Raw genomic sequence first — 13,139 nt, forward strand, 5'->3', positions numbered from 1 at the left:
CTGGCAAAGGCAACGGCAAGCGCGCTGGCCGACACTTACCGGGGACAGACCCCTGGTCTAGATCGCCGCCAGCGCGTGCTGCAGGTCGCGCCGCAGGTCATCGATGTGCTCGATGCCGACGGACAGCCGGATCAGCCCGTCGCCGATACCCAGCTGCGCGCGCTGCGCCGGCGGGATTGTCGCGTGCGTCATCAGGGCCGGGTGCTCGATCAGGCTTTCCACGCCGCCCAGGCTTTCGGCCAGTGCGAACACTTCGCAGCGTTCCAGGAAGCGGCGGGCGCCGGCCAGGTCCGTGTCCAGGTCGATGGAAATGATGCCGCCGAAGCCGTGCATCTGCTGGCGCGCCAGCGCATGCTGCGGGTGCGATGCCAGGCCGGGGTAATACACCTTGCGCACCTTGGGCTCGCACTCGAGCCACTGCGCCAGCTCCAGTGCGCTGGCGCAATGACGCTCCATGCGGATCGCCAGCGTTTTCACGCCGCGCAGCGCGAGGAAACTGTCGAACGGACCCAGGATGGCACCAACGGAATTCTGCAGGAACCCCAGCTGCTCGCGCCAGCGGGCCTGGCGCTCCTCGCCACCCACGACGGCGATGCCGCCGATGATATCCGAGTGGCCGTTCAGGTACTTCGTGGCCGAGTGGACGACGATGTCGAAGCCCAGCTCCAGCGGGCGTTGCACGATGGGGCTGGCGAACGTGTTGTCGGCCACGGCCAGGATGCCGCGCTGGCGGCAGATCAGCGCGATGGTGCGCAGGTCGGCCAGCTTCAGCATCGGGTTGGTGGGCGTCTCGATCCACACCATTTTCGTTTCCGGCCGCAGCGCCGCCAGCAGGTTCTCCGGGTTCGTCAGGTCGGCGTAGCTGAACTGGTGGCCGGCGCTGCGCCGGCGCACGCGCTCGAACAGGCGGTAGGTGCCGCCGTACATGTCGTCGCCGGCCACGATGTGCGAACCCGCGTCCAGCAGTTCCAGCACGGTGGAAATCGCCGCCAGGCCGGAGGCGAACGCGTAACCCTGCGCGCCGCCTTCCAGGTCGGCCACGCAGCGCTCCAGCGCCCAGCGGGTGGGATTGTGCGAGCGGCCGTAATCGAGGCCCTTGTGGACGCCGGGGCTTTCCTGGACAAAGGTCGAGGTGGCATAGATCGGCGGCATGATGGCGCCGGTCGACGGGTCGGGCGACTGGCCCGCGTGAATGACGCGGGTGGCGAGGTGATTGAATTTGGTGTCTGACATCAGCTGAGTGTCCTGCGCAGGTGGTTGAGAAGGTCGAAGCGGGTGATGAGTCCATAAAACGTGCTGCCGTCGGCCACGACGGCCGTCAGGCCGCGGTCCAGCGTGCTGCGCAGCGCCGGCACGCCCGCCGTCGGCGGCAGCGTTTCCAGCCGCGACGTCATGGTCGCGCCGACCAGGCTGGCGAAGTGGTCCGGCTGGTTTTCCACTTTCAGCAGCAGGTCCGATTCGTCGATGATGCCGACCAGGCGGCCCGCCTCGATGACGGGCAGTTGCGCCAGGTCGGCCGAGCGCATCCGGTTGAATGCGACCAGCAACGTATCCGTGGGGGCCACGCTGACGACTTCGCCGGCATCGTGGCGGCGGCCGATCAGGTCGCGCAGGTCGCCCGTGCGGGCGCGCTGGATCAGGCCCTGGTCGATCATCCAGCCGTCGTTGTAGACCTTCGACAGATAGCGCGTGCCGGTGTCGCAGACAAACGTGGCCACTCTTTTTGGCGTGCCCTGTTCGCGGCAGTATTTCAGCGCGGCGGCCAGCAGGGTGCCGGTGGACGAGCCGCCCAGGATGCCTTCGGCGCGCAGCAGGGCGCGCGCGCTGTCGAAGCTTTCCTGGTCCGTGATCGTGTACGCATGACGCACGCTCGAGAAATCCGCGATCGACGGAATGAAATCCTCGCCGATGCCCTCGACGGCCCACGAGCCGCTGGTGTCGGCAACCTTGCCCGTGTTGACGTATTCCGTCAGGATCGAGCCCTTCGGATCGGCCAGCACGAACGCCAGGTCGGGGTTGGCGCGGGCGAAGTAGCGCGTCAGCCCGGATAATGTGCCGGACGAGCCCACGCCGACGACGATCGCGTCGAGGTCATGGCCGGACTGTTCCCACAGCTCCGGTCCCGTCGTCGTCTCGTGCGCCAGCGGGTTGGCGGGATTGTTGAACTGGTCCGCGAAAAACGCGCCGGGCAGGTCGGCGGCGATGCGGGCCGCCACGTCCTGGTAATACTCCGGGTGGCCCTTGCCGACGTCGGAGCGGGTGATGTGGATCTCGGCGCCCAAGGCTTTGAGGTGCAGCACTTTTTCGGTGGCCATCTTGTCGGGCACGACAAGGATGACGCGATAGCCCTTGATACGCCCGACCAGGGCCAGGCCCAGGCCGGTATTGCCGGCCGTGGCTTCGACGATGACGCCGCCGGGTTTCAGGCGGCCGTCGCGTTCCGCGGTTTCGATGATGGACAGGCCGATCCGGTCCTTGATCGAACCGCCGGGATTCTGCGATTCCAGTTTCAGGAACAATTGGCAGGGGCCCGTGTCGAGCCGGGTCACTTCGACCAGCGGCGTGTTGCCGATCAGGCCGAACAGGGCTGCTGGGGCGGCGGGGGTGGTGCTTTGCATACAGTCTCCTTGGGTGGACGGGACGGGGCGATTGTGTCGCCGCGGCCGAAGCGCGCATTGTCGGATGGACATCGCTGCGCCTGAAGGAATGTTTTCGTACTTGAATATGCCAAAAGCGATGTTGCCATAACAGTATGCACCGGAATTCCGGCACATGCCACCGGGCCCGGCGCCGCCGTTTTATAATGCGCGGTCCCTCCCATTCAACACGAACCATCGAACCGCAGTGGCAAAACTCTATTTCCGTTATTCCGCGATGAACGCGGGCAAGTCGACCGCGATGCTGCAGGTCGCGCACAATTATGAAGAGCAGGGCCAGCAGGTGCGCCTGTTCACGGCCGCCATCGACGACCGCTTCGGCGTCGGCAAGATCACCTCGCGCCTGGGCCTGCAGCGCGACGTCGGGACGTTCGACGCCGACACCGATTTCCTCGCGCTGGAGCGCGTCGCTTGCGTGCTGGTGGACGAAGCCCAGTTCCTGTCGGTGACGCAGGTGCAGCAATTGCACCAGCTGGCGCAGGTGCAGGGCGTGCCGGTGATCTGCTACGGCTTGCGCACGGACTTCCGCGGCGAGCCGTTCCCCGGCTCCATTTACCTGCTGGCGCTGGCGGACGATATCGAGGAACTGAAGAATATCTGCTCGTGCGGCAAGAAGGCGACGATGAACGTGCGGGTGGACGAGGCGGGACGCCGCATCCGCGAGGGTGAGCAGATCAGTATCGGCGGGAACGAGCGCTACCGGCAGGCTTGCGGGCGCTGTTTCTACACCACGTGATGTGAGCCCTGTCGGGCGGTCCGCATCGCGTCCCGCCCGACAGGGCTGTGCGCCGGTGCTTCAGCCGTACGGCGTGTAGACGATGCCGTTGCCGATCAGGCTGGCCACCTGGGCCTGGTTTTCCGGGCTTTCGCTGAAGGTGCTCAAGACATTGGCGCGGGATGCGCCCGCGTCCAGCGTGCCGACGTGGAAGGCGAAGCCGCCGGCGTCGCCTTCCCGGTGCAGCACGTTGTGATACAGCGTGCTGACGAATTCCGCGTTGCTCTGGACGCCGTAGCGTTCGACGAATTCCTTGCTCTGCAGGAAGTTCTGCGCGACGTCGTCCAGGCTCAGGCCTTTCTGCTGCTGCGACAACCAGTAGCCCAGGCCGCCCTTGTCCGGCGCGCGGTCGAAGGCGGCCTGGTACAGGCGCCAGGCCTGACCCAGCTGGCCCTTTTGCGACAGGGCGACAACGTCGTCGCTCATCGTAAACATGACGCGTTCGATGCCTTCCGCCCGGGTTGTCGCGCCCCAGCCGCCGATATCGTACACATCGTCCGCCACGCGGGCGATCGTGTAATCCTCCAGCCAGCCCTGGAGGACGGCGCTGTCGTTGTCGCCGGACCCGACCAGCGGACCGGGCCGGCTGACCGCATGGCCGCCGTCGGCTGTGCTGTCGAGGACGAGGGAGGTGCTGGCGTTAAGCGCATTGCCCGCCAGGTCGGTAATGCCCACCAGCTTCAGCGTATAGGTGCCGGCCAGCATGTTATGCAGCGGATGGTACGTCACTGCGCCACCCTGTGCGGTAACGGACGGCTGGAACAGCCACACCGCGCTGGAGATGTTGCCGCCGGCGTCGTAGAATTCGATCCTGCCTTCGTCCGTCTTGAGCGCTTCGCTGAACGTCAGCGTCAGGTCGCCATCGACGGTACCCGAGACCGTGCGCAGGGTCGGCGGGGTGGCGTCCGTGGCCGGTGGCGGCGTGGTTGCGCTGGCAGTCGTCATCGTGACGTGATAGGGCAGCGGTGCGGCCAGCGGCGAACCCTCGCGCGCTTCGACGCCGATATAGATCGTGCCGCTCGACCACGCTTTTACCTGCAGGACCATGGTCGTGCCGTCCAGGTAGGCGTCCGCCTGGGGGTTGCTCTCGACCGATGCGCGCCACAGCTTGACGTCGGATGGCAGCACGCCGCTGTCCGCGGCAAGGCGGATCGTGTACGTGGTGCCGGCGGTGGCGGCGAAGCGGAAGTATTCTTCGTCGCCCGCATAGTCGAGGCGCGCGTGGGCCATGCCGCCCGGCGCGAGCTGCTGTGCCGCGGTAAAGCTGTCGGCATAATCGTCCGGCGGCAGCGTCACGACATTGCCCGTCATGGCCACGTGATACTTCACTGGAGCGGCCACCGCGACGTCCGGGGCTGTGTCGACCATGACGTAGTAGTCCTGCGTCTCGGCCGCCTTCAGTGTCATGACCGCCGCACCATTTTCTGTCGAGTAAGAGATGTCGGCCCAGCCATAAGAGCCGGTAATCTTTAGCGCCGCATCTGTCGGCAGCACGCCGCCGTCGGCCGTCAGCCTGATCTTGTAGGTCGACCCTTTCACCGCGGCGACGCGGAAATACTCCTCGTCGCCGCGGTAGTCGATCTGGGCGCCGACGCTGGTGCCGACGGCAAGCGGGATCGCCGCACGAATATCGTTCAGGTAGTCGTCGGCCAGCCGGCGCACGCCGACGGTATAGTCGACCGCATGGGCGTTCTTGACGTAGAGGTAGAACTGGTCGTCGTCCACCCAGCTGTACGGGGTGGTCAGGACATTCGTGTTCAGGTAGCCGGGCGCATTCGTATACATGATGTACGGGATGCCGCCCCTGCCATAGACATAGATGCCAGGCTCGCTGCCGTCGGCGGCCGTGGCCGTGAACGCATAAGCTGCCCCGGCCTTCAGGTCGAGGCGAAACCAGTCCGCGTCCGTTTCCGAGTCGATGTGGCCCGTCACGCTGCCGTTGACCGGAAGGAAGCCGCTTGTACTGGCATCGTCTGCGTAATCGTCCGCCATCTTTGCACCTGTGGTCATCAAACCGGGCAGTATACACCGCCCGGTTGTGTCCAAATGTCACGATTATTCACACGCAGCAATAATGCGACACCAAAGTTTACGCAATTTGATGTCCCCGCGGCATCGATGCGTGCCGCGTTTAATCCGTGCTTAAGCGTGCGCCCCGACACTCTTTACCTGTCCGGACCGGGCACGGTTCCTCCCGTGCGTTTCTTCTGTAGAATAGGTCCGGCACTGTGTCGCGACGGGCTGGTCTCGGGCCGGAACCGTCGGCAGATCGTTATTTTAGTTTTTCCGGAGTACGCCGATGAAGAAGCAAATGCTGTTGGCCGCGATGTCGCTGGCAATCCTGTCCGCTTATGCGGGCGCCGCCCCTACCGACAAGGCGGCCGACGTGCCGTTGAAGCCGGCTGCCCAGCAGACCCAGGCCGCCGTCTGGGCGTCGCGCGTGCTGTCGCGCTATCACTACAAGGCCACGCCGCTGGACGATGCGATGTCGGAGAAGATCTTCGACCGCTACTTCAAGTCGCTGGATGCGGAAAAGCTGTTCTTCGTGCAGGCCGACCTGGACAAGTACGCCGATGCGAAACAGAAGCTCGACGACGCCATCGTCGGCGAAAACCTGCAGCTGCCGTTCAATATCTACAACCTCTACCAGCAGCGCTTTGCCGAGCGCATCGCCTATGCCCGCGAGCTGCTGAAGAGCAAACCCGACTTCACCCTGGACGAGAGCTACCAGTACGACCGCGAGAAGGCCGAGTGGCCGAAGGACGAGACGGAAGTGAAGGACCTGTGGCGCAAGCGCGTCAAGAACGACTGGCTGCGCCTGAAGCTGGCCGGCAAGGACGACAAGGCCATCCGCGACATGCTGGACAAGCGCTATGCCAATTACATGAGCCGTTCGCGCAAGCTGAACAATGAGGATGTGTTCCAGATCTTCATGAACGCCTACGCCATGTCGATCGAGCCGCACACCAATTACCTGGGCCCGCGCGCTTCGGAGCAGTTCGACATCCAGATGCGCCTGTCGCTGGAAGGCATCGGCGCCGTGCTGCAGACGCGGGAGGACTACACCGTCATCCGCGAAGTGGTGGCGGGCAGCCCGGCGGGCATGTCCGGCAAGATCAAGGTGGGCGACCGCATCATGGGCGTCGGCCAGGGCAGCACCGGCCCGTTCACGGACGTGCTGGGCTGGCGCATCGACGACGTCGTCGCGCTGATCCGTGGGCCGAAGGATTCGACGGTGCGGCTGCAGATGCTGCCGGCCGATGCGGGTCCGGACGGCAAGCCTGTGACCATCGCGCTGGTGCGCAAGAAGATCAGCATGGAAGAGCAGTCGGCCAAGAAAACCATCATGGAAGTGCGCGACGGCACCGTCAAGCGTCGCGTCGGCGTGATCTCGCTGCCGACGTTCTACATGGACTTCGAGGCGCGCCGGAAGGGCGAGAAGGACTTCAAGAGCGCAACGCGCGACGTGGCCCGCCTGCTTGCCGAGCTGAAAAAGGAAAAGGTCGACAACGTGCTGATCGACCTGCGCAACAACGGCGGCGGCTCGCTGACGGAGGCGGTCGAACTGACGGGCCTGTTCATCGACCGCGGCCCCGTCGTGCAGCAGCGCAGCGCGGAAGGCAAGGTCGAGGTCGAGAACGACACCGTTCCGGGCCTGGCGTGGGACGGCCCCGTGGGCGTGCTGATCAACCGCGGTTCCGCGTCGGCGTCGGAGATCTTCGCCGCCGCCATGCAGGATTACGGCCGCGGCATCATCATCGGCGAGCCGAGCTTCGGCAAGGGCACCGTGCAGACGCTGATCAACCTGGACCGCTTCGGCCAGGGCGACAAGGCGCGCCTGGGCGAACTGAAGATGACGATTGCGCAATTCTTCCGTATCAATGGCGGCACCACGCAGCTGCGTGGCGTGACACCGGACATCAAGCTGCCGACGATTGCCGACGCCGAGAATTTCGGCGAGTCGAGCTATGACAACGCGCTGCCGTACACGGTGATCAAGCCGGCCGTCTACATTCCCGCCGGCGAGGTCAAGGACATCGTGCCGCTGCTGGAAAAGAAGCACCAGGCCCGCGTGGCGAAGGACAAGGACTTCCAGTACCTGGTGGACGACATCAATTACGTCAAGAAGCAGCGCAAGGAAAACATGATCTCGCTGAACGAGACGGCGCGCCGCAAGGAACGCGACCAGCAGGAAGCGCGCGCCAAGCTGCGCGAAGCCCGCCTGGCCGCCGCGCCGTCCCCGGACGATCCGATCCTCGTGCCCGATCCGAAGGAAGGCCTGAAGCAGGCGGTCTCGCCCAAGCCGGCCAGTGCCAAGGCGGCCAGGCAGGCGGCGGCGGTGAAGGGGGCCAGCCGGACCGACGACGGCCTGCAGGGTGACGAGCGCTCGCTGGCGGCGGAACTGGAAGCGGAGAAAGCGGCCAAGAACGCCAAGGACGTGCTGCTCAACGAAGCGGTGCACATCCTGGCCGACGAAGTGGGCCTGCTGAAGACCGACACACGCCTGGCTTCGCGCGTGCTGCCGTACACGTCGGACCGTTAATCAGTCGACATTCATCGCGCCAGTATGGGCGACCCGATCAGCACTTGGAGGACCACCCGGTCCTCCTTTTTTTTCGGGGTCAGGGCCGGCGTCCGGACACGGGCCCAGCCTCCGGGGGGCTGGATTAGTCCGAATGTCGGGCCTGATACCGTGTTATGCGTAAGAACGATATCTAGTATCACTACAATAAACTGGCGGATTTTGTCGCGGCGCAGCATACTGCACCTGTCTCCTCTATTCTCCTCCAAGGAAATAGATTCAGCCCGCCGGTCTCCGGTGGGCTTTTTTTTTGCCCGCTACGGGCGCCGCAGGCGAAGGCGTGCGAGGTGCTGCGTTTCCGCCGGCCCTGGCGCCGCGAATTCCGGCAATTGTTCATGGTTCAACCGTGCGCAGGCTTCGTTGTCACCCCGCTAAGATAGCTGCTCCGATGTAGTCGAGTTTCAAGGGGGCACCATGCAGGACCAGCCAACCGGGCAGCCGCCCGAGGAAGCCATTTCACGCCGCGAGTTTCTCGCTTTTGCCGGCGCGAGCACCGCGACCAGCGGGGCAGCCGGATCTGGACAAAATAACGGCACGCCCGTCAAGCCGCTGGGCCCGGCCGGGGTCCCTATTGTCGTCAACGGTGTCGAGCAGAAGATGGACGTGGACGTACGCACGACGCTGCTGGACTACCTGCGCGACCACCTGCACCTGACGGGCACGAAAAAGGGCTGCGACCACGGCCAGTGCGGCGCCTGCACGGTGCACGTCAACGGCCAGCGCATCAATGCCTGCCTGACGCTTGCGCTGGCGCATGAGGGCGACGAAGTCACGACCATCGAAGGCCTGGGTGCGCCCGGGCGGCTGCACCCGATGCAGGCGGCCTTTGTCGAGCATGACGGTTTCCAGTGCGGCTACTGTACGGCCGGGCAGATCATGTCCGCCACGGCGTTGCTGAACGAGCCCTGCGGGCCGAACGACGCCGACGTGCGCGAATGCATGAGCGGCAACCTGTGCCGCTGCGGGGCCTACTCGCACATCGTCGCGGCCATCCAGCAGGTACGGAAAGGCGGTAACGAATGAAGACGTTCGCACTGCAACGCGCCGGCGCCGTCGAGCAGGCGGTTGCCATGGCCGCCCGTTCGCCGACGGCCCAGCAGGGCGCCACCGTGCGCTTCCTGGCCGGCGGTACGACCTTGCTCGACCTGATGAAGCTGAGCGTCGAACAGCCTGACGAAGTGATCCAGCTGCGCCGGCTCGGCCTGGACGGCATCGACATGCTGCCCGACGGCGGCGTGCGCATCGGCGCACTCGTCACCAATTCCACGCTGGCGCACCATCCGGACATCGTCGCGCGCTGGCCCGTGCTGAGCGAGGCGCTGCTGTCCGGTGCCTCCGTCCAGCTGCGCAATATGGCGACGACGGGCGGCAACCTGCTGCAGCGCACCCGCTGCGTCTATTTCCGCGACACGGCGATGGCCTGCAACAAGCGGGTGCCCGGCAGCGGCTGTTCCGCGCTGGGCGGCTACCACCGCAATCTGGCCGTGCTGGGCACCAGCGAACACTGCATCGCCAGCAATGCATCCGACATGAACGTCGCGCTGATGGCGCTCGATGCCACCATCCACGTGACGGGCCGCGACGGCGTGTGGGCCATCCCCATCGGCGAGTTTTTCCTGCTGCCGGGTGCCACGCCGCATCTGGAGACGGTGCTGGCGCCGGGTGACCTGATCACGCACGTGACCTTGCCGCCCCTGCCCGCCGGCAGCCGTTCCACGTACCTGAAACTGCGCGACCGCGCGTCGTACGAATTCGCGCTGGCATCAAGCGCGGTGGTGCTGACGCCCGGCGATGGCGGTGTCCGGCGCGTCGCCATCGCCCTCGGCGGCGTGGGCACGATACCGTGGCGTGCGCCGGAAGCCGAGGCAGTACTGAACGGGCAAAAGGCAAGCATGGAAAACTTCCAGGCCGCGGCCGTGGCGGCAGTGCGCAATGCGCGCGGCCATGGCGAGAACGACTTCAAGATCGAACTGGCGCGGCGCTGCCTCGTGCATGCGCTGCAAACCGTCAGCAAGGGAGACCCGGCATGAGCGCCGACATCATCGGCACGCCGCTGCCGCGCATCGACGGCCCCAGGAAAGTCAGCGGCCATGCCCACTACACGGCCGACCGTCATTTCCCCGGCATGCTGGTGGGCGTGCCCGTCTGCGCCACGATCGGGCGGGGCCACGTCGAGGCGATCGACAGCGCCGCCGCAGCCTCCATGCCCGGCGTGCACGCCATTTATACGCACGAAAACTTCGGCTCGCTGCGCCGCCTGCCGGACGACAGCAAGCTGCGCATCGACGAACGCCGCCCGCCGTTGCAGGACAACGAAGTGCGCTACTACGGCCAGTACGTAGCGCTGGTCCTGGCCGACACGTTCGAGCGGGCCAGCGCGGCCGCCGCCGCGGTCAATGTTGCCTATGCGCCGGCGACGGCGGACGTGTCGCCGATCCGCGCACCGGACGAGCCGCCGGAGCCGGACACGGAACGGGGCGACCCTGATGCCGCGTTCGGCCACGCCCCCGTGCAGGTGGACGAGTGGTACGGCACGCCACCGGAGACGCACAACCCGATCGAGCTGCACGCCTCCGTGGCCCACTGGCAGGGCGGCGCGCTGACGTTGTACGAGACGACACAGGCCATCGTCAACCACCGTGCCGTCGTGGCGACCATGCTGGGCGTACCGCTGGCACAGGTGCGCGTGATCACGGAGTACCTGGGCGGCGGCTTCGGCGGCAAGCTGTGGCCGTGGCACCATTCGCTGCTGGCCGCGCAGGCCGGGCGGCTGGCCGGGCACCCCGTCAAGCTGGTGATCTCGCGCCAGATGATGTTCCGTAATGTGGGCCACCGTGCCGAAACGCGCCAGCGCGTGCGCCTGGCTGCGCAGCCGGATGGCAAGCTGGTCTCGCTGCGGCACGACTACCTGTGGCACATCGCGCGCGGCGAGGAAAACGAAGAGAACTGTGGCGAGGCGACAGGCTACCTGTACAGCACACCGCACCTGCGCGTGGCGGGCGGCCCCAGCGCGCGCGACGTCGGCCCGAACACGTCGATGCGCGGACCCGGTGCCGTGCCGGGCCTGTTCGCGCTGGAGTCGGCGATGGACGAACTGGCGGTCCGCCTGCGGATGGACCCAGTCGCGCTGCGCCTGGCCAATGAGCCGGGACACGATGAAATGGAGGACGTGCCGTTCTCGTCGCGCCACCTGCGCGAATGCCTGCACCTGGGTGCCGCGAAATTCGGCTGGGCGCGCCGCAACCCGGCCGTCGGTTCGATGCGCGAAGGCGACACGATTCTCGGCTGGGGCATGGCAGCGGCCAGCTGGATGGCCAAGCGCCGTCCGGCCGAAGTAAAGGTGCTGTTGCGGGAAGATGGCGGCGTGACGGTGCAATGCGCTACGCAGGACATCGGCACCGGCACGTATACGGTGCTGGCACAGATGGCCGCGCGCGCGACCGGCGTACATGTCGATCGCGTCACCGTGGAGATCGGCGACACGGCGCTGCCGCCCGGCCCCTGGTCGGGCGGCTCGATGGCCACCGCTTCGTTGATCCCGGCGGTGGAGGCGGCCGCGCGCGACGCCGTCCGCCAACTGCTCGGGCGCGCCGCCGCGGCGGGCGAGTCGCCTTTCGCCGGCACGGCGCCGGCCCTGCTGGCGTTCGCCGGCGGTGCCGTGACGCGGGCGGACGGCAGCGGCGCCGTGCCGTTCGGCGACCTGCTGCGGCGCATCGGCGCGGCGAGTATCGTCGGCAATGGCGACTCGCCGGCCAGTTCCGAGGACGCGCACGCGAAGGACGTCTCGATCCATTCGTATGGCTGCCATTTCGTCGAGGTTGCCTGGCAGCCGGCCATCGCCCGGCTGGCGGTGCGCCGCGTGGTAACCGTTATCGACGCCGGCACCATCGTCAATCCGCAGATGGGGCGCAACCAGATCGAGGGCGCCGTCCACATGGGTGTGGGCATGGCGCTGTTCGAGGAAACCTACTACGACCGCCGCAGCGGCGCGCCCGTCAACAGCAACCTGGCCGATTATGTGCTGGTCACGCATGCCGACGCGCCGCAGGTCGACGTCACGTTCCTGGCGCATCCCGACAAGGCGCTGAACGAGTACGGCGCGCGCGGCATCGGCGAGATCGGCCTGGCCGGCGTGGCGCCCGCCATCGCGGCGGCCGTCTATCATGCCACCGGCGTGCGCGTGCGCGACCTGCCCATCAAACTGGAAGACCTGCTGGCGGCTCAGCCGGATACGGAGGGAAACTCACCATGACCGACATGGCATCGCCGATGATTGAAATGAACGACGGCCACCGCATCCCGCAGCTGGGACTGGGCGTGTGGCAGGACGACGACGCCCAGGCGGCGGCCTGCGTGCGCTGCGCGCTGCAGGAGGGCTACCGGCTGATCGACACGGCGTCCGCCTACGGCAACGAGGCAGGCGTGGGGCAGGGCGTGCGCGAGTCCGGCCTGCCCCGGTCCGACGTGTTCGTCACCACCAAGATCTGGAACGATGCGCAGGGCTACCAGGAAGCGCAGGATGCGCTGCACGCCAGCCTGGAACGCCTGGGCCTCGATTACGTCGACCTGCTGCTGATCCACTGGCCGATTCCAAGCCTGGACAAATACGTCGAGACGTGGCGCGCGCTCATCCATCTGCGCGAGCAGGGGCTGGCGCGTTCGATTGGCGTGTCGAACTTCCGTGGCGACGAGCTGCAGCGGCTGTTCCTTGAAACGCACCAGCTGCCGGCCGTGAACCAGATCGAGCTGCATCCATGGCTGCAGCAGGGCGAGCTGCGCACGGCCAACGGCGTGCTGGGCGTGCGCACGCAGGCCTGGAGTCCGCTGGGGCAGGGCAAAGCCCTCACCGATCCGGACATCGGCCGGCTGGCCGCCAAACATGGCCGCGAACCGGCGCAGATCATCCTGCGCTGGCACGTGCAGCAGGGCGTGCTGGTGATCCCGAAGTCGTCCAACCCGGACCGCATCCGCAGCAATGCCCGGATCTTCGATTTCGCGCTGGACGACGAGGACATGAGCGCGCTGGCACAGCTCGACCGCGGCGAGCGGGTGGGGCCGGATCCGGATACCTTCGGAGCGTAAATATACCGGCGACAGGCATCTCAGGGCATTTCCACCCTGAGAT

General features: G+C 66.4%; 9 protein-coding genes. 6 read left to right on the forward strand and 3 right to left on the reverse strand.

What is annotated here, in order from left to right; translation table 11 throughout:
* Positions 1-57: 57 nt before the first annotated feature.
* Together E1742_RS01220 and E1742_RS01225 are read right to left on the reverse strand one after the other, a co-directional pair.
* The gene (locus tag E1742_RS01220) at positions 58-1,233 is read right to left on the reverse strand and encodes a trans-sulfuration enzyme family protein (RefSeq protein WP_134382998.1); all 1,176 of its coding nucleotides are present in this window, start codon (positions 1,231-1,233) and stop codon (positions 58-60) included.
* Positions 1,233-2,618 (reverse strand): pyridoxal-phosphate dependent enzyme, encoded by a 1,386-nt coding sequence (locus tag E1742_RS01225; RefSeq protein ID WP_134383000.1) that lies wholly within the window; start codon positions 2,616-2,618, stop codon positions 1,233-1,235. The genes E1742_RS01220 and E1742_RS01225 overlap by 1 nt, the downstream gene beginning before the upstream one ends.
* A gap of 226 nt (positions 2,619-2,844) precedes the next feature.
* Between E1742_RS01225 and E1742_RS01230 the strand changes: the two genes are divergently transcribed.
* The gene (locus E1742_RS01230) at positions 2,845-3,393 is read left to right on the forward strand and encodes a thymidine kinase (RefSeq protein WP_134383002.1); all 549 of its coding nucleotides are present in this window, start codon (positions 2,845-2,847) and stop codon (positions 3,391-3,393) included.
* Between the two features lie 60 nt (positions 3,394-3,453).
* Here the strand turns inward: E1742_RS01230 and E1742_RS01235 are convergent, their stop codons facing one another.
* Positions 3,454-5,424, reverse strand: coding sequence for a DUF4214 domain-containing protein (locus tag E1742_RS01235; RefSeq protein ID WP_166793381.1), 1,971 nt, complete (start codon positions 5,422-5,424; stop codon positions 3,454-3,456).
* Positions 5,425-5,731: 307 nt separating this feature from the next.
* On the opposite strand from E1742_RS01235, the gene E1742_RS01240 reads away from it, so the two are divergent.
* The 5 genes from E1742_RS01240 to E1742_RS01260 all read left to right on the forward strand — a co-directional run bounded on the left by E1742_RS01240 (position 5,732) and on the right by E1742_RS01260 (position 13,096).
* A complete protein-coding gene (locus tag E1742_RS01240) occupies positions 5,732-7,975 on the forward strand; it encodes a carboxy terminal-processing peptidase (RefSeq protein WP_134383006.1) in 2,244 nt (747 codons plus the stop codon).
* A 453-nt stretch (positions 7,976-8,428) separates the two neighbouring features.
* Entirely contained in the window at positions 8,429-9,037 is a 609-nt protein-coding gene (locus tag E1742_RS01245; protein WP_134383008.1) for a (2Fe-2S)-binding protein, read from the forward strand.
* The gene (locus E1742_RS01250; RefSeq protein WP_134383010.1) at positions 9,034-10,044 is read left to right on the forward strand and encodes an FAD binding domain-containing protein; all 1,011 of its coding nucleotides are present in this window, start codon (positions 9,034-9,036) and stop codon (positions 10,042-10,044) included. The genes E1742_RS01245 and E1742_RS01250 overlap by 4 nt, the downstream gene beginning before the upstream one ends.
* Entirely contained in the window at positions 10,041-12,266 is a 2,226-nt protein-coding gene (locus E1742_RS01255; RefSeq protein ID WP_134383012.1) for a xanthine dehydrogenase family protein molybdopterin-binding subunit, read from the forward strand. Before E1742_RS01250 ends, E1742_RS01255 begins: the two co-directional genes overlap by 4 nt.
* Positions 12,263-13,096 carry an aldo/keto reductase gene (locus tag E1742_RS01260; RefSeq protein WP_166793382.1) on the forward strand — a complete coding sequence of 278 codons (834 nt, stop codon included), beginning with the start codon at positions 12,263-12,265 and terminating at the stop codon, positions 13,094-13,096. Before E1742_RS01255 ends, E1742_RS01260 begins: the two co-directional genes overlap by 4 nt.
* Positions 13,097-13,139 lie beyond the last annotated feature (43 nt).

This window comes from Pseudoduganella plicata, assembly GCF_004421005.1.
Lineage (GTDB): Bacteria > Pseudomonadota > Gammaproteobacteria > Burkholderiales > Burkholderiaceae_D > Rugamonas > Rugamonas plicata.

Bases quoted from the DNA above. Each gene is read 5' to 3' on its own strand.
- E1742_RS01235 (WP_166793381.1), bottom strand. From the start codon at position 5,424: ATGGCGGACGATTACGCAGACGATGCCAGTACAAGCGGCTTCCTTCCG.
- E1742_RS01240 (WP_134383006.1), top strand. From the start codon at position 5,732: ATGAAGAAGCAAATGCTGTTGGCCGCGATGTCGCTGGCAATCCTGTCC.
- E1742_RS01225 (WP_134383000.1), bottom strand. From the start codon at position 2,618: ATGCAAAGCACCACCCCCGCCGCCCCAGCAGCCCTGTTCGGCCTGATC.
- E1742_RS01250 (WP_134383010.1), top strand. From the start codon at position 9,034: ATGAAGACGTTCGCACTGCAACGCGCCGGCGCCGTCGAGCAGGCGGTT.
- E1742_RS01245 (WP_134383008.1), top strand. From the start codon at position 8,429: ATGCAGGACCAGCCAACCGGGCAGCCGCCCGAGGAAGCCATTTCACGC.
- E1742_RS01255 (WP_134383012.1), top strand. From the start codon at position 10,041: ATGAGCGCCGACATCATCGGCACGCCGCTGCCGCGCATCGACGGCCCC.
- E1742_RS01220 (WP_134382998.1), bottom strand. From the start codon at position 1,233: ATGTCAGACACCAAATTCAATCACCTCGCCACCCGCGTCATTCACGCG.
- E1742_RS01260 (WP_166793382.1), top strand. From the start codon at position 12,263: ATGACCGACATGGCATCGCCGATGATTGAAATGAACGACGGCCACCGC.